This is a genomic window from Undibacterium hunanense (genome assembly GCF_014284335.1).
GTDB lineage: Bacteria > Pseudomonadota > Gammaproteobacteria > Burkholderiales > Burkholderiaceae_D > Undibacterium > Undibacterium hunanense.
Map to the genome: position 1 here is coordinate 662,979 of NZ_JACOGF010000001.1, position 21,768 is coordinate 684,746.

At 51.5% G+C, this 21,768-nt stretch carries 19 protein-coding genes and 5 tRNA genes; 6 read left to right on the forward strand and 18 right to left on the reverse strand.

The window, feature by feature from the left end:
• The first annotated feature begins 163 nt into the window (after positions 1-163).
• Entirely contained in the window at positions 164-3,466 is a 3,303-nt protein-coding gene (locus tag H8L32_RS02925; protein WP_186945653.1) for an AAA family ATPase, read from the forward strand.
• A 52-nt stretch (positions 3,467-3,518) separates the two neighbouring features.
• On the opposite strand, the gene H8L32_RS02930 is transcribed toward H8L32_RS02925, so the two are convergent.
• Complete coding sequence (locus tag H8L32_RS02930) at positions 3,519-4,727, reverse strand: glycine zipper domain-containing protein (protein WP_186945654.1); 1,209 nt, start codon at positions 4,725-4,727, stop codon at positions 3,519-3,521.
• On the opposite strand from H8L32_RS02930, the gene H8L32_RS02935 reads away from it, so the two are divergent.
• Positions 4,726-4,908, forward strand: a complete 183-nt coding sequence (locus H8L32_RS02935; protein WP_186945655.1) for a hypothetical protein — start codon at positions 4,726-4,728, stop codon at positions 4,906-4,908. The two genes, H8L32_RS02930 and H8L32_RS02935, sit on opposite strands and share 2 nt — an antisense overlap.
• A 260-nt stretch (positions 4,909-5,168) precedes the next feature.
• Positions 5,169-6,251 carry a type I restriction endonuclease gene (locus H8L32_RS02940; protein ID WP_186945656.1) on the forward strand — a complete coding sequence of 361 codons (1,083 nt, stop codon included), beginning with the start codon at positions 5,169-5,171 and terminating at the stop codon, positions 6,249-6,251.
• Between the two features lie 253 nt (positions 6,252-6,504).
• Here H8L32_RS02940 and H8L32_RS02945 read toward each other — a convergent pair whose 3' ends face one another.
• On the reverse strand, positions 6,505-7,254 hold the full coding sequence (locus H8L32_RS02945) for a glucose 1-dehydrogenase (RefSeq protein WP_186945657.1): 750 nt from the start codon (positions 7,252-7,254) through the stop codon (positions 6,505-6,507).
• Between the two features lie 213 nt (positions 7,255-7,467).
• On the opposite strand from H8L32_RS02945, the gene H8L32_RS02950 reads away from it, so the two are divergent.
• Both H8L32_RS02950 and H8L32_RS02955 read left to right on the forward strand, forming a co-directional pair.
• A complete protein-coding gene (locus tag H8L32_RS02950; RefSeq protein ID WP_186945658.1) occupies positions 7,468-8,370 on the forward strand; it encodes a LysR family transcriptional regulator in 903 nt (300 codons plus the stop codon).
• Between the two features lie 350 nt (positions 8,371-8,720).
• Positions 8,721-9,845 (forward strand): acyltransferase family protein, encoded by a 1,125-nt coding sequence (locus tag H8L32_RS02955; RefSeq protein ID WP_186945659.1) that lies wholly within the window; start codon positions 8,721-8,723, stop codon positions 9,843-9,845.
• Between the two features lie 39 nt (positions 9,846-9,884).
• On the opposite strand, the gene H8L32_RS02960 is transcribed toward H8L32_RS02955, so the two are convergent.
• Entirely contained in the window at positions 9,885-10,904 is a 1,020-nt protein-coding gene (locus H8L32_RS02960; protein WP_186945660.1) for an amidohydrolase family protein, read from the reverse strand.
• Between the two features lie 372 nt (positions 10,905-11,276).
• Between H8L32_RS02960 and H8L32_RS02965 the strand changes: the two genes are divergently transcribed.
• Positions 11,277-11,732, forward strand: a complete 456-nt coding sequence (locus tag H8L32_RS02965) for a RidA family protein (RefSeq protein WP_222619133.1) — start codon at positions 11,277-11,279, stop codon at positions 11,730-11,732.
• Between the two features lie 81 nt (positions 11,733-11,813).
• On the opposite strand, the gene H8L32_RS02970 is transcribed toward H8L32_RS02965, so the two are convergent.
• The 15 genes from H8L32_RS02970 to rnc form a co-directional block, all read right to left on the reverse strand.
• Positions 11,814-12,266: a DUF4760 domain-containing protein gene (locus H8L32_RS02970; RefSeq protein ID WP_186945661.1), complete on the reverse strand. Its 453-nt coding sequence runs from the start codon at positions 12,264-12,266 to the stop codon at positions 11,814-11,816.
• Positions 12,267-12,651: 385 nt separating this feature from the next.
• Complete coding sequence (locus H8L32_RS02975) at positions 12,652-13,278, reverse strand: hypothetical protein (RefSeq protein WP_186945662.1); 627 nt, start codon at positions 13,276-13,278, stop codon at positions 12,652-12,654.
• 133 nt (positions 13,279-13,411) lie between these two features.
• Positions 13,412-14,212, reverse strand: a complete 801-nt coding sequence (locus tag H8L32_RS02980) for a hypothetical protein (protein WP_186945663.1) — start codon at positions 14,210-14,212, stop codon at positions 13,412-13,414.
• 143 nt (positions 14,213-14,355) lie between these two features.
• A tRNA-Leu gene (locus H8L32_RS02985) sits at positions 14,356-14,448 on the reverse strand.
• Between the two features lie 78 nt (positions 14,449-14,526).
• A tRNA-Cys gene (locus H8L32_RS02990) sits at positions 14,527-14,600 on the reverse strand.
• 104 nt (positions 14,601-14,704) lie between these two features.
• A tRNA-Gly gene (locus H8L32_RS02995) sits at positions 14,705-14,780 on the reverse strand.
• A 36-nt stretch (positions 14,781-14,816) separates the two neighbouring features.
• Positions 14,817-14,892, reverse strand: a tRNA-Gly gene (locus tag H8L32_RS03000).
• A 44-nt stretch (positions 14,893-14,936) separates the two neighbouring features.
• Positions 14,937-15,012, reverse strand: a tRNA-Gly gene (locus tag H8L32_RS03005).
• An 80-nt stretch (positions 15,013-15,092) separates the two neighbouring features.
• Positions 15,093-15,677, reverse strand: coding sequence for a CDP-diacylglycerol--glycerol-3-phosphate 3-phosphatidyltransferase (pgsA, locus tag H8L32_RS03010; protein WP_186945664.1), 585 nt, complete (start codon positions 15,675-15,677; stop codon positions 15,093-15,095).
• Between the two features lie 246 nt (positions 15,678-15,923).
• The gene (uvrC, locus tag H8L32_RS03015; protein WP_186945665.1) at positions 15,924-17,792 is read right to left on the reverse strand and encodes an excinuclease ABC subunit UvrC; all 1,869 of its coding nucleotides are present in this window, start codon (positions 17,790-17,792) and stop codon (positions 15,924-15,926) included.
• 33 nt (positions 17,793-17,825) lie between these two features.
• Positions 17,826-18,227 carry a holo-ACP synthase gene (gene acpS, locus H8L32_RS03020; RefSeq protein ID WP_186945666.1) on the reverse strand — a complete coding sequence of 134 codons (402 nt, stop codon included), beginning with the start codon at positions 18,225-18,227 and terminating at the stop codon, positions 17,826-17,828.
• 1 nt (position 18,228) lies between these two features.
• Entirely contained in the window at positions 18,229-18,999 is a 771-nt protein-coding gene (gene pdxJ, locus H8L32_RS03025; protein WP_186945667.1) for a pyridoxine 5'-phosphate synthase, read from the reverse strand.
• Positions 18,996-19,859, reverse strand: coding sequence for a DNA repair protein RecO (recO, locus tag H8L32_RS03030; protein ID WP_186945668.1), 864 nt, complete (start codon positions 19,857-19,859; stop codon positions 18,996-18,998). The genes pdxJ and recO overlap by 4 nt, the downstream gene beginning before the upstream one ends.
• Positions 19,860-19,867: 8 nt before the next feature.
• Positions 19,868-20,770: a GTPase Era gene (era, locus tag H8L32_RS03035; RefSeq protein WP_186945669.1), complete on the reverse strand. Its 903-nt coding sequence runs from the start codon at positions 20,768-20,770 to the stop codon at positions 19,868-19,870.
• A gap of 18 nt (positions 20,771-20,788) precedes the next feature.
• Complete coding sequence (gene rnc, locus H8L32_RS03040) at positions 20,789-21,766, reverse strand: ribonuclease III (protein ID WP_186945670.1); 978 nt, start codon at positions 21,764-21,766, stop codon at positions 20,789-20,791.
• Positions 21,767-21,768 lie beyond the last annotated feature (2 nt).

Genomic DNA, 21,768 nt, shown 5'->3' on the forward strand with positions numbered 1-21,768 from the left:
GCCTGATCAAGCTTGTCAGACTGCAACAACTAATCGCGTATGCCAGTACAGCCAGAGACGCTAGAGTAACGGCAGTTCCTTATTATTCCTACCTATGCCTGCCCATGCCTAATCCTGATTGAAGATATTTTATGCAAACAATACCCCCTACTGCCATGTTGCCATGTTGAGATTATTAGGTGTACCTGAATGGCAGCCAGAGCAAGCACCGGCCTTGCGTCTGCCCGGCACCCTGCCTGGCTGCCTGCTGATTTACCTGGCTTGCCAGGCGCGCTGGCTGGACAGAGAAACCGTGGCCGAACTGTTCTGGCCCAATCGCGCACGTGATGAAGCACGACACAATCTGCGTATTAACCTGCACCGGGTGCGACAAAACCTGGAACTGGCGGGCCACGGCCATGCCCTGATCAGCGAACGCACACGCCTTTACCTGAAACTGCCACTGGATCTGGATGCGCTGCAGACAGCCATACAGGCAGCCGATGGGGCGCAATTATTGAAGCTCTACCCCGGCACCTGGCTGCAGGGATTTCGCCTGCCCGGCTTTGATAATTTCTGGACCTGGACGCAACAGCACGGCGAACAACTCCAGCGACAATGGCGGGCAGCGGCTGAGCTGGCCCTGCGTAATCAGCATAATCAGTACAGTCAACACAATCAGCAGAAGAACCAGACTGCACCAGACTGGCCAGCCCTTCTGGCACAACTGCTGGGTGCAGAACAGGTACTGCCCACGATAAGCCACACCGCCAGCGCACTATCCGATGATGAGGATGGAACAGAGGCTGTGCACAGCAGTACAGGCTGCCAGCTATTCGGCAGAACATCCAGCCTGCACAGCCTGCGGCAATTGCACCAGCGTGCCATGGTGCTGACCGGCGAAGCAGGTATAGGTAAAAGCAGCCTGCTGCGCACCGCCTTTAGCCAGGCAGCGATACTGTATGGACGCGAAGGGCTGACACAAATCCCTTATCGCCCCGTGGTCGAATACCTGCAACTGCATATGCCGCAATTGCACAAGCTGCTCTTGCCGGACGCTGGTCCATTACATGCCTATCGCCTTGACCTGGCCCGCCTGCTACCTGAACTGGCAGCAGATACTCCCTTGCCCTCGCTGGATATGCTGACCGCCAAAGGACGCCTGCTAGAAGCGCTGGCACGCGTATTTGAAGCAAGTAATCCCTGGCTGCTGGTGGACGACCTGCAATGGTGCGATGACGCCACACTGGAACTGTTAAGCCTGCTGACCCACCGGGGTGCCTTGCGCTGGCGTGCGGCGGCACGCGGCAATGAACTCAGCAACAGCCAGCGCACCTGGCTGGAACGCCTGCGCCAAACCGGCCATCTGCGCATATTGCCGCTGGAAGGCTTGAGCCTGACGGCGACCGCACAATACTGCGAGCTACACTCTCCCCAGCACACCTGGCGCGATACCGACATTGCACGACTGCATGCCGCCAGCAATGGCAACCCTTTCATCCTGCATGAATTCATGTTGCATGAGCTGACACACGGCATTGAAGACCAGGACAACTGTCTGGTCGAAAATGACTCATCTCAACTCCAACCCCAGTCCAAACTACAACAACGCAACCGCCAGTTACCCGGCATTTTTCGCCGCCGTCGCGAAGAGCAGCAATTGCCGCAACGGGTGCTGCAATCGCTACAGCAACGACTGCATCGTCTGACACCAGAGGCCAAAGCACTGATAGAAGCCGCCGCCGTGCTGGTGCAACCGCTGCCTGTCAATGTCTTGATGCAGATTGCCGGGCTGGATGCCAGCGACCACCTGGTCGCAGCCCAGACGAGCACCACAGCCATCGATGCCGATTTCTTGCGGGAAGACCGGCAAGGCCTGCAATGCCGGCATGACCTGGTCAGATACGCCGTTGAAAGCGGCTTGGGCATGCCCTACCTGCAAGCCCTGCACCGTCGTGCTGCCCTGGCCCTGGGTGCCAGGCCCGAAGGCGATGCCGACCCGCTGGCGGTAGCCGCCCACTGGGCTGCTGCACAAGAACCGCAAACTGCGCTGGCCTGGATGCTGCGTGCAGCAGCACAGTTTCATCTGCGTGGCCGCTTTGATGAGGCACGCGCACTCTGGCAACAGGTAGCCGCCGAATCACTGGATGCCACCCAGGCACTGCATGCCCGCCTGGCACTGGCCAATGGTGAGTTGCTGACCGACCTCAAACGCGGCCGCCTGGCATTGCAGGAAGTGCTGGACCAGTTGGCTGCCGTGGCCGACCCGGTGCAACGGGCCCAGATTGAAGGCCAGGCGCTGTCCGGTCTGGTAGACAATGCCGTGTTCTCCGGCGATCTGGCCACCGCCCGCAAATCTGCGCAAGCATTGCGCCCCTTGTTACCGCAACTGCGCAGCGACGACCGCATCCATGCCTGTGAAGCCCTGATAGAACTGGCCATGCGCGAACCCGACATTGCCACGGCCTGGGCCTTGCTGGATCAGTTGCGTCGCCAGGCACCGCGCCGCCCATCCCTATCCAGCTTTGAAGCACAGATCCACTGGTTCAGCGGCGACATACGTGCTGCCCGCGATGCCTTTGAAGGCATGCTCATTAACTATCCCGATTATTGTCGCGGCCTGACCATAGAAAACGACCTGGCTGTCATGCTGCATGCACTGGGGGACTTGCCGCGTGCCGAAGACATGGCCAGACGCAGTCTGCATAGCTGGGCCGGTGTAGCCCATACTGAAACCCTGTCGCAACTGGTGCTGGGTTCCATACTCACCAGCGCAGGCCGCTATGACGCAGCCTTAAGCGCGCTGAATAGCGCACTGGACCTGGCACGCCAGCAAACATCGCTGATGTTTGAAGCAGAAGCCCTGGTGCGCCGCAGCCGCCTTTACCTGCTTTGCGGACGCTATAACCATGCACAGACCGACCTGTCTGCAATAGCCGGTTTTTTCAAGGACAACCACAGCCCCCTGCCCTTGTCCCAGTATGCATTGATGCATCTGCTATGCCAGATCAGTACCGGTGCCACACCCGACCCCGGCTTGCTGTCACGTCTGCGCAAGCTGGCATCACATAGCAGCCACCCCATCCTCCATGCACGCATTGCCCGTATGGACTACGCGCTGGCATTGCATGACGGGGATGTATCAGCAGCCAGCCTGGCCGCCGGGCAAATGACCGACATCAGCCGTCAGGCAGGCCTGCAGGAAATGTATGCCGAAGCTTTGCTGCTACAGGCACGCGCGTACATCGACACCGATGCGCTCAATAGTCACGACGCCAACGCCAGACAGTTGCTGGAAGAAGCCGCCAGGCTGGCAGATGCGCAAGGCTATAGCGAACTGGGCTGGCGTGCCCATGGTGCACTGGCAACCACCAGCAAGGAGCACCATGCGGCTCTATTACAAGCACTTGAACAACTGACCGACCATACCGGCCCGCCCCTGTTCCTGGAAGCTGAAGCCAAATTACGTGAACCGTTCTTCAAATAAAAATCACCACGCATCAGACCACGTCGTGATGCATGGTGACAGTAAAAAAAATTTACACCACCAGTTGCCAGTAATACGTCATCAGATAGCGTGCGCTGCCAACAGAAAATTCCTGGGTGTAATCGGGCGATACCAGGCGACCACCATTGAAGCGAAAATTCTGCGACGGCAGGATCATGCCCAGCGGATTATCGGGCGATTCAAAAATATCATCCTTGGCGGTATCCAGTAACCAGCCAACCACATAACCGATCACGGCACCAATCACCGCACCGACTATCGTTCCCAGCACCGGAATTTCAGACAGCGCCACCGCGCCGACAACGGCACCGATGGCAGACATCGCCAGCGAAGTAGCCAGCTTGATCACTTCAGCACCGATAGCGTCCCACAACTTTTGCAGAAACTCAACAAAGCCACCGTCCACATCTTTTTCAGCCAAAAATACATTCGCCATATAGGCGCGTGGCCAGGCACCGGCACCACCGAGGTTGAATTTCACAAAAGTGCGGTCCGGCCTGATATCAAAACTTTCGCCATCGCGCTTGAACGTATGAATAGCAAACTGCCCTGCCTTCACATGCTGCTGCAAAGAATCAAGGCCGTCACCGCCGCAGTAAATATTGTCATTCCCCCAGTCTGTGATTTCCCAGCCAAAGCGCCGTATGGCTTTCAGGCTTTTCAGCTTCAGATGCAATTCACGCGCATTGACTGAAGCAGGGGCTGATGCAGTTGTTGCAGCCGCACCGGCAACAACCGTGGCGGTACCCGGCGCATCGGCAAATACCCGCCTGAAAGCCAGCGCATTCAATATCTCGCTGGCCTGCACGCTTTTATCCGCAGTCACAACCGCCTTCTTGCTGGCAGCATCCCAGCGCAAGCCAGCCAGCGTGGCAGAGGACAACTTCAGCCCATCAAAATATTTGTTTGCCCTGGCTTGCTCAAACAAATTGTCTGGCGCTCCATGATTCAGTTTGATGGACGAACCCAGCAGCGTCGCATCACCAATATCCACGCGCCGGCCAGAGGTGCGTGAAATACCACTAAGCCGCGTCACCGCAGAACGATTGACGACCTGATAGGATTTCAAAAAATCGTAGGCATCTTTCTCCACCCCCTTCTGCGGCAAACTGGTCGCAGGCACATTATTCAGTACACAAGTCGCCCTTTGTATGGACAGGCGCACGACACCAAATACACGGTCAGCCATCGCCAGAATGTCAGGATTGGTGCTGACACCTTCAAAACACGTTGCAGTCATGATTCATCTCCCAGAAGCTACCGCCATCGATACGCAAGAGCCTGTGCGTGATGGCATCCACAAGGCTGAAGCCATGCTAAACAGCCAGCGTCTCTGTATCGTCTCCGGGATGGAAAGCGCTATGCACCCACCACTGCGCGCAACGTCCATGTCAACCGATTCAAGGAAAAAAGCAGATTGAGAAAGAATCCGAATCTGCTTTCATGATCAGCCTGCCTTGAAGAAGTAAGTCTGTTAAAAGTCAATTCACCTATGCATTCAAGCGCCGCATTCAAAAATATCCCAAAGAATTCGCAAGTTCAGATTGGCAACGCCACTACTCAAGCGTGCCTCAAATGTTAAATTTAATGTAATATTTACATATTATCAATTTGTTTGTATATTATTAAAAGCACCATATCAATTAATGGTTAATAACTTATACACTTACAAGGAAATAGTATGGACTTCATCGATCAAATACGATCACTTGCCGCTCGCATCATGAACACGAAAGACATCGTTCAAACTGAAGAAGCAACGAAAAATGCGATGGTTATGCCATTTATCCAGGCCCTGGGTTACAACGTATTTGATCCGCTTGAAGTAACGCCTGAATTAATTGCTGATGTCGGTACGAAGAAAGGTGAAAAAGTCGATTATGCAATTCTGAGGGATGGCAAGCCTATTATTCTCTTTGAATGCAAAAAATGCGGCGGTGATTTGAGCATCAATCATGCGTCACAATTATTTCGCTACTTCCACGTGACAGAAGCAAGGTTCGGCATCCTTACCAATGGCATTGTTTACCGCTTCTTCACCGACCTGGAACAACCAAACAAAATGGATGAAAAACCATTTTTGGAATTTAACATTCTGGATTTCAAAGAACAGGACATTGAAGAATTAAAGAAATTTGCCAAGTCTGCATTTGATCTGGAAAGAATTCTCAATACAGCAAACGAACTTAAATATACGCGCGCGATACAACATGTACTGTCAGAGTGGATGACAAATCCATCTGAAGAATTCGTACGACTTGTCTCTGCTGATTTACTCGCTGGCAAAAGATTTACACCAGCTGTCAAAGACCAGTTTTCTCAGATAACCAAACGCGCATTTCAGCAACTTATCGGTGATCGCATCAATGATCGCTTGAAGGTTGCCATGACGCCAGAAATATCTCTGGAACCAGAAGAACCGCTTACTCAAGCCGTGGACAAGAACGATCCAAACGCAATCATTACAACACCGGAAGAAATTGAGGGCTTGCACATAGTCCGCGCTATTTTGCGAGAAGTCGTTGGCCCGCGTCGAATTGTCATGCGAGACGCCCAAAGTTATTGCGCCATTCTGCTTGACGACAATAATCGCAAGCCAATATGCAGGTTGCGATTCAATAACACCGAAAGGCTCGTTCTTGGACTATTCAGTGGCAAGGAAGAAGAAAAATTTCCAATAAGTGAACTTGACGATATCTACAACCATACAGAAAAACTGAAACAAACCGCAACGGCATATCTGCAGCAGAATGAGGGCAATTGAATAGTGATGCGGGGCACTTCCAATTTTTTAAAATCTGCAAATAAGCACACATAAACTGCCGTACTCACGACCTGATCTGACAGTCTGTCATTTTAAGACGCTAACTGTCAGATCAAATCCCGTTATTTGATGTCTGTTTTTCCAAACCTCAAAACACAAGCGCTTGGCTGCAACCCACTTATAAGGCTGACTGCTGTCGAACAGTCAGCGCTGGTGTTACGTTTCTGAAGACGCGGTGCGTAAAGATCAATACTTAAATCTGAGCAACGCCGCCGTCCACGAACAATTCGATGCCGTTGATAAAGCTGCTGTCATCCGATGCCAGAAAAGTGACTGCCTTGGCGATTTCACTTGCTTCGCCCAGGCGGCCGATGGGTACCAGCGTCGATAAATGGGCAAACAGGCCCTCGGTATGTTCGGGTGGCACCAATCCACCCAGACCAGGGGTGCGTATTGGGCCCGGGCTGATCGCATTGACGCGGATATGACGTGGCTTCAGGTCCAGTAACCACGAACGGGCAAAGTTGCGCACCGCCGCCTTGCTGGCGCTATAGACACTGAAGTTTTCGGTACCCTTGGTGGACGTGGTAGACGCAGTCAGGATGACGGAGCTGCCATCCTTCAGCAGCGGCAAAGCCTTTTGCACGGTAAACAGCGTGCCCTTGACGTTACTATTGAAGATGCGGTCAAAATGCTCTTCCGTGATAGCGCCCAGCGGCATCATGTCACCACCACCGGCATTGGCGAACAGAATATCCAGGTGACCGGCCTTGTTGCTGATCTCTGCATAAACGCGATCAAGGTCATCCATGCTAGCTACGTCGCCGCGTATGCCCACTGCATTCTGCCCTATGCTGGCAACCGCCGCGTCAAGCTCGGCCTGCCGACGGCCAGTAATAAAGACCCTTGCTCCCTGTGCTGCAAATTCCTGCGCTGTTGCCAGACCTATGCCGCTAGTACCGCCGGTAACCAATGCAATTTTACCTTCCAGTTTCTTGCTCATGATGATGTCCTTGTTGATGTCAATAATGTGAGTTTTTGCAGCACTTGCCGCAAAGTCGCTGATATCTGATGCGATGTACTCACTTTACATCCATGACATTATTGAATAAAGTACGTAAATTCGAATACATTATTCATGTATGTAAATAATTGAAATTTCTACCCTCTGAAGGATGTCCCTGGCATTTTTCAGCAGCACAGCAAGGGAGCACAATTGGATCAGTTACTGGCAATCAAGGCATTTGCACGCGTGGTTGAGGCGGGCACGTTTTCAAGGGCGGCTGATTCACTGGACATGCCCAAGGCGACAATGACCAAACTGGTGCAATCGCTGGAAACCCATCTGGGCGTGAAGCTGCTGCAAAGGACTACGCGCAAAGTGTCTGTCACGCCAGACGGTGCCGCCTATTACGAAAAAACGATGCGGCTGATGAAGGACCTGGATGATATCGACGCCAGCTTTGGGGCCGCACAAACCAGGCCAAGCGGGCACCTGAGGATAGATGTGGGTTCGTCACTGGCAAGTCTGGTGATCATCCCTGCCCTGCCCGACTTTCTGGCACTGTACCCGGACATACAAATTGACCTGGGCGTCAGCGATCGCCATGTAGACCTGATCAGTGACAACGTCGATTGCGTCATACGCGGTGGCGAACTGACCGACCTGTCCCTGGTCGCCAGAAAAATTGGCAGTACCACCTGGATCACTTGCGCAAGCCCGGCCTACCTCAAAAAATATGGCAAACCCAGCCACCCCGAAGACTTGCGCAAAACCCACAAGCTGGTCAACTACCTGTCTGCCCGCACCGGCCGCGTGCTACCCATGCAGTTTGCCCAAGGCGTACAAAGGATAGAGATCAACGAAGCCCATGCCTTCGGCGTCAATGAAAGCAGCGCCCATCTTGCCGCCGGCCTGGCCGGACTGGGTATTATTCACACCTTCAGCTACATGGCACAAACACATATCGACAATGGCCGCCTGCTGCCCATACTGGAAGACTGGAAACCACAAGCCTATCCCTTCTACGTGGTGTATCCACCCAACCGGCATTTAAGTAACCGCCTCAGAGTGTTCATAGACTGGATTGCGGACAGGTTTGAACACTTGTCGAAATGATGCAGTGATGCAGTGAACATTGTGAAGCGAAGCTCTCGCCAGACATACAATTACATCAGCCACGGTATTGCGCTTTTTTGCGAACGCACTTTGCTGCGTTGGCAATTTCAAATACCAGCAAGCGACGCAAAAAAATCTTCTTAATGCGATCTGCATTGCTGACTTCAAGCACATCGTCTTATACAATGACCAGACAATCAGTTTACCTGAATACGTTTTTATATCCAGGCGAATACATACCCTGCTTCTGATATCAATTTTGGGTGTGGAGTACAAACAAAAAGCCAAAAAAATTCCAGCCCTGCTTTCACAGCGCTTATCTTTTATTTCTTAAACAGATCACCCACTTCATGACCCAGAAACGTATCAACGGGCTAGACACCCTGCGTGCCATTGCCATACTGCTGGTATTGATGTCGCACTACTGCGGCTTTGTCAGCAAGCACCAGACCTTTGGCTTTGCTGGCGACATAGGCTGGGCAGGTGTGGATTTATTTTTTGTGCTGAGCGGCTACCTGATAGGCAACCAGCTCATGTCTGGCATCGCTAATGGGGAGCCGCTGTCGCTGAAGAATTTTTTTGCCCGGCGCCTGCTACGCACCCTGCCCAATTACTATGTAGTGCTGGCAGCTTATTTTATTTTTCCGGTGGCACTGTCAGGACGCAGTACTTCGCCCCTGTGGCAATTTCTCACATTCACACAAAACATAGGGCTGGAATACGGACAGACATTTACCCATTCGTGGTCGCTGTGCATAGAAGAACAGTTTTACCTGATCCTGCCCATAGTCAGCCTCATGCTGCTGCGACTCAAAAGCCCGCTGTGGCTGGCCTGGGGCCTGCTCATTGCGGCAATTGGTGGTGGCATACTGTTTCGCGGCATGGCATTTATGGACGGTCATCCCGCGTTTGATGCGCAGGTTTATTATTCCAGCTTTGGCCGCTTTGATGAATTGCTGCCCGGCGTTGCCATCGCCATGCTCAAGAATTTTCATACGGGCGTATATGACAGACTCATGCGCCACGGCCAGGTGCTGCTGGTCACCGGCCTGCTTGTCACCTGCGGCGTCTTGTATTGCATCAACAGCGACGACTACAACAAGCTGCTGATCGTCAACTCTTTGGGCTTTTCAGCACTTGCCATCAGCTTCGCCATCCTCACCCTGGCCGCACTCAGCCCCAACAGCTACCTGCATCGCCTGCGCCTGCCAGGTGCCGCCCAACTGGCGCTATGGTCGTATGCCGTCTACCTGGTCCACAAACCCGTATTCATGCTGATCGGCACAGAACTGGCCAAACGGCATATCAATGCCAATGGGCCACTGACTATTGTTCTGGTGACTGCTGCGGGGGTGTTTGGTGGGTGGTTACTGTACAGATTGGTGGAGACACCATTCATGCAACTACGGGCGCGTTGGTTTCCGGTCAAAGCCAGGCAAGCACAGACCGGCCAACTGGTCCAACGCCCCGTTTAGTTTGGTTTAGTTTAGTTTGATCTGAGTATAAAAATCTGCTTATGGCTCACCCAGTTTTTGATGGCGAGCCATTTCTTCAGGACTCAATCTCAAAAACCGCGCCGCATTGTTGTACAAGATATCCCTCTTTTGGTCAGCGTTCAGGAAAGCTGCATTTTCAATCACCTTGACCGAACGCTCAATCACGCCAGGCCATACCATCTGGTCAGACCCGAACATGACGCGTTTGCCAAAACCTGCATTGACGATCGCCTGTAAGTAAGAATAAAAAGCTGCGGGCGGCTGGGTAAACACGATGACGCCAACATCAACATAAACTTGTGGATGTGCGTAAAGAACCGCCAGCATGTCATCAAGCTTTGGGTAACCGGCATGCATGATGTAGACGCGCAGTTTTGGATGTCGCACCAGCACTTCTTCTATCGTCAAGGCACTATGCAGTCGCGCGCGATAGTTGACACTGCCGAGGTAGATAACACCCGGCGGACCAGTGCCGATATGAATACCAACCGGAATATCCAGCTCCTCCGCCAGTGACCAATACGGTTCCATGCGTGGATCGTCAGGCGCTATGCCTGCATATTGATTGGTGATCTCACCCAGTACCGCGAGCCGCCCTTCCTTGTTCAGCGCGCGCATGTCGTCCGGTGTAGCTTTAGATACGCCAAGCTGAAACTCAAGCCCGGGAATGAATCTGCCAGGCGCAGCATTGCGCCATGTCGCCACACGCTTTGCAGAGCCGCTCAAGACACCAACGATGTTCAGTTTTTCCATGGCTGCGATGGTCTCGTCCATCAATGCCTTATCCGTCAAAGGTGACCAGACCGGATCTTTGCACGGCGGTTTTTTGAACATCTCCATAAACACGTCTACATAAGACGACTTGGCAGGATCCCATGCAGGAAAATTGGCGATGGGAGTACACATACCCAAAGGCGGCGGCCCCTGATCACCCGCACCCAGCGCATGCATATGCACGTCAATAATAGGCGGGCGTACCTGGGCAAACAGCGAAAGAGGCAAAAGCAACATCACAAGCAAAATGAGGCGAAATTTCATATCATCCCTTGCAATAGTGAAATAAATAACAACTATCAAACTGCGATTTAAATGAGTCCGAACTGATTGGTGCTGGCTAATTGTACTAAAAAGCTGATGTTAATTATTAAATAATATGCACCCCACTCTTTATTTCTCCCAAAATAGAAGAATCATCAAAGAATCGATGGTTTTTTGTGCATAGAAGCTATAGAAATTACAGCACGCATGTTCGATAGAGCATACGATAAATGATGCTACAATCACAATAATCACACAAAAAACAAAGATAAACCAAACCTGATTTCGAGGCCGATCATTTGCGCTGCAAATTACTGCCCGCATCAGCATTAAAGCAAGCCCGACACCGCCTCATCCGAAAGGAGCACGACTTTGGAAAGACGCAGCTTCTGCATCAGCACCGCAGCGTTTGTCGCTGCCATACAATCCCCTTCATCCTACGGAGCATCCAACATGAACAGACGCGCCATCAATCCTTCAAAGACTGGCTGGGCACACGGCCACGAGGTATCCAACCCTTCACGCATCGTCTTCATTAGCGGACAGGTACCAGAAGCAAGTGACGGCACCGTCCCAAAAGATTTCAAAGCCCAATGCCGCCTGGCCTGGGCCAATGTCGAAAAACAGCTAGTAGCAGCCGATATGACACTCAACAACATCGCCAAGATGACGATTTTCCTGTCAGACCGACGCTACATCCAGGAAGCCTACGAAGTGCGGGCTGAGGTGCTTGGCAAGAATGCTGTACCACCAGCGATGACCATACTCATTGCGGGTATCTATGATGAAGCTTGGTTGCTGGAGATTGAGGTGATTGCGGTTGCGTAGAATGCGTGCCTTTTGGCCCAACTGCGGCCGATGTCATAACGCTAGTAATTCCTAGATAGATCAGGATAGGATTTGTTGTTTTTAGAAACGTTTGACTATGCTCGTAAAATGATGCCACAGATCGGGAGTGCGCCTCATACGTACTTCCTTCAACAATGGCTCAGCGACATTGTGGCACTTCGTCATGCTATATCGTAAATCGCTAATCAGATTGAACGGCACTACACCGTAAGAAACAGTAAGCGCAACGAGATCATAGGCGGCGCAAACTCTTTCGGCTGCTCTCCTCTCTTCAATAGTCCAATCATTGAGAAGCTTGCCACTTTCACCCAAGGTCAATAGCGTGCTTCGATCTTGCCGAAACGATTCTTCAAAAACGAACGTATGTATTGCAAATAGGTTTTGCCCAAGGGTCGCCTTACGCATAGCTAGAAGTTGAAAGTAATAGACCATAAACGTCGCAATAACAGCCACGCCAATTATCACCTGCAAAAGAATATACCACGCGTTATACACCTCAGTAGTCATCGACATATGCAGCCCTTTCATTGTGTGACAAGCAATTTGAAGTTATATATTATGCATTATATTGCAAAAAAAATAATGCACTAAATGCAATTAAATTGATTTTTAATTTCTCGCAATATTCATTGCACTTTAAGAACGAACGAATATATGTCACGCTCATTACATTCTCACTTGCAACAACAAGCCTGAGCATTTCAAAGCTGCAGACCGAAACTCGAACTACTGAAGTCAGATTAGAATACTCCAGCAATGCAAGTCCAAATAGACCGTGCAACACAGATGATGGCAATCGAGCAACCAACTTTTCGTTTCTTTACACTTCATGTAAAGCCTTTCAATACCAGCAATTTTCCTGCTAAAGCATATGTTTGTTTTAATTTTCAAAATGAATTTAATGAAGTTCTTTCAACTCAAAATCTTTCAATATTGATGAAACTGCTAGTTTTGATGCCATAACAAATCCGTCCTTTAGCGCTTCTGGATCCTTTACCCATTCCTCTAAAGGGTGAATTGGCAATTCAGTCGTTGCACCGCCAACAAATGCCTCTTGTTTCCAGACTATGTTTCCATGCTGATCTGACATGGTTGCCAGTATTTTTACTGATGGCCGCATATCGTTAGAAAATCCCCAACCTTTACGTAATCCGTACTCGACGATACTTAACGTAATTTCGTGGTCACTCTTTTCCTTTATTTTGGACGATAGAATTGTGTTCTTTAATTCCCCAAGAAACTGGCCATACACTATTTCTCTAATATCTATTTTTTTGTTTTTGAGAAAATCGGTTAGTACGACATCGTTAGGACGATCAAATGCGGCAATGGCCGGGCCGAGCCAACCGAGATTTTGGAAATTCGAAGCGCCTCCTTGGAAAAGCGCTTTCTCTGGTACATCGATCTTTGCGTTGAGTTTTATTGCGTCAATTTTGGTCGCGTCTTCTTTACTTAGTTGCAAGGTGGAACAACCACTAGTAATAAATCCAATTATCAACAACGTAATCGATAGCAATATTTTCATAATTTTTTCCTTTGTTGTATGAGGTCTATAGCTCAAACTCAAGTTTAGAACCACTCAAAATAAAATGCCGCTCAGCTTAACTGAACGGCATTAGTGCGATACAACCTTTTATTGATCACTGCCAATTTAATAGTTATTTTTGTTGATAGTTTGGCCTAACCAATACATAAGTAATTTCTTCCCGGTTAGCCTTCAAAACCTTCAACTTCACATCACGAAATACGATTACGGAAGTGCCATCAGGATCAATTTCGTAAGTTAAATCTTGCGTGAACGCCGGGCGAGCAAGACCGCCTTTAAATTCACGGTAGGAGATACGGATCTCACCCTTCGATACGCCTTGGTATAGCATCTCTGTGACATAATCAAATTCTTCAATCGATCGTGTCTCTATTGTCTTTGTCTCTGTAACAAGTTCATAGGCAGCCGGGGCATCCATCTTATGTCGTATGTTGTATGTCGGGTATACCGACACATCAAATTTTCCGTCGTTGTCTGTGTCGACGAAACAGCCTGCCATTTTTCCAAGATCAGTTTCATATTGCCCAGCAGGATTAACACAAATCATTGGATATCCCTCATCCCTCCATTTGGTCAACATTCCAGTAAGTCCAGGACGTGCTGATACTTTACGAAACATCTCCAAAAACCCCCAAGTAGAACTCGCTGGCTCAAGCAGTTTAATAGTCCCCTTGGGTATGGTTGTTGTCGAGTCTCGAATTGCGCCAAAACGAACCAGATTGTCACCGACGCGCCGGGTTGTAGCGATATCAGGACTCGGATCAGTAAATAACTGAACCTTTAGTTTTTCTGGCGCAACTTCAGTGCTGCTACCGAGAGTCTGCCCCATTGCAAAAGCGCCAATCAAAAAGGTGCTTAGGAAAAGAAAGTTAGCGACAATCCGCAAGTAAGCAAGTCTTGAAAGTTTTTTCATTTATTTTTATCTGAATTTAAGATGCGAATAATTTGCTGACAACAGCAGATCATAAGGTCGTCAAAAGGAATTTTGCGCACAATAACTCCATTTTGTGGAAAAACAACCGCAAAATGTCAGCGACGACTACAGAGGAAAGTATGTGGTGCCCGAGGCCGGAATCGAACCGGCACGCCCGCTATTAACGAAGCGGCGGATTTTAAGTCCGATGTGTCTACCAGTTTCACCACTCGGGCCCACTACTACAACTATACATTAGCGAATGGCTAATGTCAGTTCTGAAAAAAAAGCGCTCTAAAGCGCTTTTTTGTATTTGGAGGCGGGGGTCGGGATCGAACCGGCGTCTACGGCTTTGCAGGCCGCTGCATAACCACTTTGCTACCCCGCCAGGGGTGCTATCTCAGCATCTGGGTGATTTTCATCACGCGTCATTATCGCTGAAATGCGGTGCAACTTGAATAAAAAAGGGAAGCCATGCTTCCCTTCAGAATCTGGAGCGGGAGAAGAGTCTCGAACTCTCGACCTCAACCTTGGCAAGGTTGCGCTCTACCAACTGAGCTACTCCCGCAGATGTACTGCTGATACTTCAGGTACTACGCCATTTTGGAGCGGGAGAAGAGTCTCGAACTCTCGACCTCAACCTTGGCAAGGTTGCGCTCTACCAACTGAGCTACTCCCGCATTTTTACTGCACACTGCTTTTTCGCTGCCTTCCAAAAAGTTTTTGGAGCGGGAGAAGAGTCTCGAACTCTCGACCTCAACCTTGGCAAGGTTGCGCTCTACCAACTGAGCTACTCCCGCATTGCGAAGACCAGAATTATATATCATCCAGCTATTCTGTCAACTACCCATTCCGGGATCATGACACGATTATTTCAGAATCACTGCATTTTATCGGTCGTTTCCTTGATTAAAGGCCATGCTTTGCGCAGGTAATAGAACATGGACCACACTGTGAGGATGGCGGCAACAATCAATAACCACGAGCCAAGGAAGCTGGTATCGATCACGCCAAACAGGACATCATTGAACAACAGCATGGGTATCGCCGTCATTTGTGCAGCTGTCTTGATTTTACCCAGAGAGCTGACAGCCACCGACTTGGAAGCGCCAATCAGGGCCATCCATTCACGCAAGGCAGAGATGGTGATTTCACGGCCAATGATGATGAAGGCAAATACGGTATTGACGCGATCCAGCTGCACCAGTGCCAGCAATGCACCTGCAACCATCAGTTTGTCAGCGACAGGATCAAGAAAAGCACCGAATGAGGATGTTTGATTCCAGCGGCGTGCCAGAAAGCCGTCAAACCAGTCAGTCACGGCGGCCACGATAAAAACGACGGTAGCAACCAGTCCCTGCTCAAATCGGGTTAACCAAATTTCCGGCAGATAAAAAACACCGACCACCAGCGGTATCAGCGCCACGCGCAGCCAGGTCAGCAGAATAGGAAAATTGAAAGGCATGTTTTTTGGTTCTTATCCAGAATGTGCTACAGGAACAGTGGCTACAATGTTAGTGGACTGTAACAGTGAAAAGCGAAGTGCCTGCCATGCGCGCGCCGACCATGGCAGCGTTGCAAATACTCGCGATAGCCCCGCTATCGCTGCGTGCTGTTGCAAACCCAGCCTTGCCCTGGTTCGCCTGGCACATGTCCTTCACTTCGCTTTTCACTGTTACAGTCCACTAGCGCCTGCCGCAATTATATTTCTCTATCGCAGCCGCTTGTAAATTTCTTCTGCCAATTGGCGAGAAATGCCTTCGACGCTGGCCAGATCGGCGACGCTGGCATCGCTGACACCTTTCAAGCCACCAAAACGCACCAGAAGCCGCTGGCGGCGCTTGGGACCTATACCCTCTATCTCTTCCAGTTGCGAGGTCTGCCTGGCCTTGTCGCGCTTGGCACGCATTCCTGTGATGGCAAAACGGTGGGCTTCGTCGCGGATCTGGGCGATCAGCATCAGGGCAGCAGATTCTTTGCCCAGTTCTTTTTCTTCACGGCCATCGACAAAGACCAGGGTTTCCAGGCCAACCTTGCGGCCCTCGCCTTTTGCCACGCCGACGATGAGGCTGATATCCAGCCCCAGTTCAACAAACACTTGTCTTGCCATTTCGACCTGGCCCTTGCCACCGTCAATCAGCACAATGTCGGGCATGCGACGTTCATTGGCTTCGTCACCGCTGGCGACTTTTTCGTAGCGACGGAACAGTACCTGACGCATGGCGGCATAATCATCGCCGGGGGTAATGTCCTTGATGTTGAAGCGGCGGTATTCACCATTTTGCATGGCATGGTGGTGAAACACGACGCAGGATGCCTGGGTGGCTTCGCCCTGAGTGTGGCTGATATCAAAACATTCGACACGCAGTTCTTCGAGGTTTTCAACTTCCAGTTCCAGCACGGTGCTCAGGGCGCGGGTACGCGCCTGTTGCGAGCCCTGCTCTGACAACATGCGGGCCAAGGCCAGTCGGGCACCTTTGATGGCCATGTCCAGCCAGGCGCGGCGCTGCTCTTGCGGCTGGAAGGACAAATGGATGCGGTGGCCACATTGCTCGGCCAGGGCCAGCATTAAATCGGGCGCGTCCAGCTCTACATTCATGACCAGCGTGGATGGAATGAATTGGTCAACATAGTGCTGCGCCAGAAAGGCGGAGATGACTTCGATCTCGATTTCATTTTCTGCGACGCTAACGGCGTCATCCACATGGGTGGGGAAATAAGCACGGTCACCCAGATGCCGCCCGCCCCTGACCATGGCCAGGTTGACACAGGCACGACCGCCCTCCACCACCACGGCCAGAATGTCGATATCGACATCGCCTGTGGTTTCCATACTTTGCTGATGCAGGACTTTGGACAGTGCCTGCATCTGGTTGCGCACCATGGCTGCCTGTTCGAATTTCAGTTCCATGGAAAAATCGAGCATTTTCTTTTCCAGGGTCTGCATGACTTCGAGCTGGCGGCCACGCAAAAAGTCGGCGGCATGATTGACATCTTGCTGATAGTCTTCTGGCGCAATGATGTTGACACAGGGTGCACTGCAACGGTTGATCTGGTGCAGCAGACATGGGCGGGTACGATTGGAAAACACGCTGTCTTCACAACTGCGCAGCAAGAACACTTTCTGCAAGATCTGCATCGATTCCTTGACTGCCCAGCCGGAAGGAAACGGCCCGAAGTACTGATGCTTTTTATCGATCGCGCCACGGTAATACATCATGCGTGGTGTTTTTTCTGTGGTGATTTTCAGGTAAGGGTATGACTTGTCATCCCGGAACAGGATGTTATAGCGGGGTTTTAAGGCCTTGATGAGGTTGTTTTCAAGGATTAATGCTTCGGCTTCGCTACGTGTGACGGTGGTTTCCAGTTTGGCGATTTTCTCTACCATCATCGCGATACGCGGGCTGGAGAGGTTTTTCAGAAAATAACTGGAGACGCGCTTTTTCAGATCGCGTGCCTTGCCCACGTACAGCACCTGGTCATTGCTATCAAAATAGCGGTAGACGCCCGGCAGATTGGGCAATTTGGCAACCAGATCGAGCACTTGCTGGCGTGCTTCTGAAATAGTGGGTTCGGTCATGATGCAATCAATCTGCAGCGCTTGTGGAAGTCGCTACTTTAGCAGGGATTGCTCAAGGACCACAAAGGCGATGGCGTAATCGGTTTCGTCACTGACCGAGACACGCGTATTCAGGCCACGTTCATGCATCCAGTGCAGCATGTCGCCATAGGCGTGCATGACAGGCCGGCCCTGCTCATTATTGAGCGTCTGCACGGCATGCCAGTTCATGGGGGCACGCATACCCATGCCCACGGCTTTGGAAAACGCTTCTTTTGCCGCAAATCGGGTGGCCAGATAACGCAGACCACGGGCTTCAACCAGGGCCTTGCGTTCACGATAAATAATTAATTCTTCCGGCCCCAGGATTTTTTCGGCAAAGCGTTCGCCGTTACGCACCAGCGCATCTTTCATGCGCGAGATTTGTACGATGTCGGTACCTATGCCGTAAATCATGTCACACCAGGTTGTACAGGGCAGCCAATCGCGCTTTTACCATCAGGGCCTTCATGTCGCTGACAGCTTTTTGCCAGCCGACAAACAGGGCTTGCGCAACAATGGCGTGGCCGATATTCAATTCTGAAATTTCTGGTATGGCAGCAATGGCTGCGGTGTTGGTCACATGCAGGCCGTGGCCGGCATTTACTTTCAGACCATGGCGTATGCCGGTAATGGCCGCCTGCTGTATGCGTGCGAGCTGTTGTGCCTGCACCGTGGCATCAGTCGCTTCGGCATAACGGCCGGTATGGATTTCGATGACGCTGGCACCGGTCTCAGCACTGGCTTGTATCTGCTGTTCGTCCGCATCGATGAATAGCGATACACGTATGCCCGCAGCCTGTAGCTGTCTGACGGCGGCTTGCACTTTGGCAAAATCACGGACAACATCGAGGCCACCTTCCGTCGTCACTTCTTCACGGCGCTCTGGCACCAGGCAAACGTCTTGCGGTTGTATGCGGCAGGCGAAATCCAGCATTTCGTTGTTGACTGCGGCTTCCAGGTTCATGCGTGTCAGCAGGCGTGGGCGTAGTTGCTCTACATCTGCATCGCGGATATGCCGGCGGTCTTCACGCAGATGCAGGGTGATGCAGTCTGCCCCCGCCTCTTCTGCCAGCAAGGCTGCCTGCAAGGGGTCGGGATAGGTCGTGCCGCGCGCATTGCGCAGGGTGGCAACATGGTCGATGTTGACGCCCAGTTCTATCAACTGGCTTTGTTGATGGATATTCATAGATTCTGCAAATCGATCAGTATTTGCCGGGTATTCAGCGCTGCGCCATGCAGGTGATGAGCAAGCAAAAAGCGCATCAGCAGTTTGCTTTGTAGTTGCGTGCTTTGCTCGGCATAGTCACCACGCTGCATGGCCAGCAAGGTCTTGCCGCTGACCCTGGGCACCGTGTCGGCTGGCATGGCGGGCCTGGGGCCGCGTTCCGGGTCGAGCACATAGAATTGCTCAGTCTGTACGCGTTCACGCTGTTGTGTGCAACGCGTCAGATCGCCCAGCAAGCCAGATTCACGCAGCAATGCCAGTTCGAAGCGACGCAGGACGATGGTGGCTGGTTCATCATGGGCCAGTTGATTGAGCGTAGAGACGTAGAGGTCAAACAAATCCGGATGCGCTTCATCGCGCATCAGAAATTTAACCAATAACTCATTCAGGTAAAAGCCGCACAGCAAGGCCGATTTTTCCAGCGGCAGCATGCCGCCTACCCAGTCTGCGGTGGTCAGGGTGCGGATTTCGCCTTTGCCTGTCCACCCCAGTTGCAGTGGCTGGAAGGTCTGCAAGACGCTGCGCAATTGCGAATGCGGGCGTTTGGCACCCTTGGCAACCAGGGCAATGCGGCCATGGTCACGCGTGAGTACGTCGATGATGAGACTGGTTTCTTTGTACGGCCAGGAATGCAGGACGAAGCCAGGCTGTTCCAGTATGCGCAAGTCTTTGGCGGGGGATTTGCTGGCAGCACGCGGTGCAGTTTTGGATACGCGTTGGCGTGCAGCAGTTTTTTTGGCAGCAGGTGGCGCTGGCGTTACAGCCGCCGCATTGTCTTCAGCGGCGCTGTCTTCCTGCACGGCGACTGCCTGCTCATCCATGGATGGTTTTACTCGTAACCGTAGGCACGCAAACCGGCTTCATTGTCTGCCCAGCCGGATTTGACCTTAACCCAGATTTCCAGGTATACGGGGCCACCAAACAGTTTTTCCATATCCTGGCGTGACTGGGTGGAGATATCTTTCAGGCGTGCACCCTTATTGCCGATGACCATGGATTTATGGCCGTCACGATCCACCAGAATGGCGACAAACACGCGACGCAGATTGCCCTCCTGTTCAAATTTTTCTATCAGCACAGTGCTGGTATACGGCAATTCATCGCCAACAAAGCGGAACAGTTTTTCGCGAACAATTTCTGCTGCCAGAAACTTTTCGCTACGGTCTGTGATGTCGTCTTCGCCAAACATGGGCGGGTTCAGCGGCAGGTATTTGCGGATTTCACTTTCCAGGTTTTCCAGCTGGAAGCGCAAGGTGGCCGATACCGGCACAATCGCAGAAAAATTGTGCAATGCTGCCACTTTCTGGGCAAACGGCATCATGACGGCTTTGTCTTTGACACGGTCTGATTTGTTGATGACTAGGATGCAAGGTACGTCTTTAGGCAGCAAATTAATCACTTGCTGATCTGCCGGGCCAAAAGTACCTGCTTCAATGATGTACAAAATAACGTCTGCGGCTGTCAGCGTCGTGGTGACGGTGCGGTTCAGCGTGCGGTTCAGTGCATTCGAATGCCGGGTTTGAAAACCCGGGGTATCGATATACACAAACTGGGTATTGTCTTTGGTCTGTATGCCAGTGATGCGATGGCGCGTGGTCTGTGCCTTGCGCGAGGTAATACTGACCTTGGCGCCGATCAGGGCGTTCATCAGGGTCGATTTACCGACGTTAGGTCGCCCGACGATGGCGATGTAACCACAGCGGAAATCAGGATTATCTATTAGTTCAGTCATTCGGTCGTCAGGCAGTCGTCATGCAGTTTTGGGATGTGGGTCAAGAGTCGTCAGAGCTTCATTCACAGCGACGCCAGTGGCCTTGTCTGTTACTTTGTCAGCGGCCTTATCGACAAGCTTATCGGCAGCCTTCTCAGCTTTTTCTATCTTGACGAGTTCTGCTTTCGATGTGTCGGCTTTGGTAGCTTCTGCGTCGAGCAGGCTTTTTTGTTTTGCGGTTTGCGGCTTGGTTTCTGCAACTGCTTCAGTCTGCACCGTTGCAATGCCGGCCAGTTTCAATTGTGATGCACGCGGCTTGGTTTTCTTGGCTGCAGGTGAACGTACCAGCATGGCCAGCGCCGTTTCCAGCGCCAGCTTGGCAGCGGCCTGCTCACCGGCACGGCGGCTGCCGCCAGTGCCAAATACCTGTATTTCCAGCTTGGGCACCAGGCATTCGATTTCAAATTCCTGGTTATGTGCAGCACCGTGCGTGGCCACCACATTGTATTGCGGCAAGGCGATTTTTTTGCTTTGCAAGAATTCCTGCAACAGGGTTTTGGCATCCTTGCCCAGAGTGGTCGGGTCTACTGTTGCCAGCACGGGTGCATACAGGGCGCGTATGACTTCACGCGCTGCATCAAAACCGGCATCCAGAAAGATGGCGCCGAACAGGGCTTCCAGGGTATCCGCCAGAATGGATGGCCGACGGAAACCACCGGACTTCAACTCGCCCTCGCCCAGACGCAAAAACTGTGACAGTTCTATTCTTTGTGCAATTTCATACAGCGATTGCTGCTTGACCAGGTTGGCACGCACCCTTGACAAGTCGCCTTCGTCGATATTTGCAAAGCTGTCAAACAACAAGGACGCTACGACACAATTCAGGACAGAATCACCCAGAAATTCCAGGCGTTCATTATGCAAAACACTGTGACTACGATGTGTCAGAGCCTGCTGCAATAAAGCGGGGTTGCTAAACTGGTGCCCCAGCCTTTTCTGCAATAGTTGTTGATTCATAC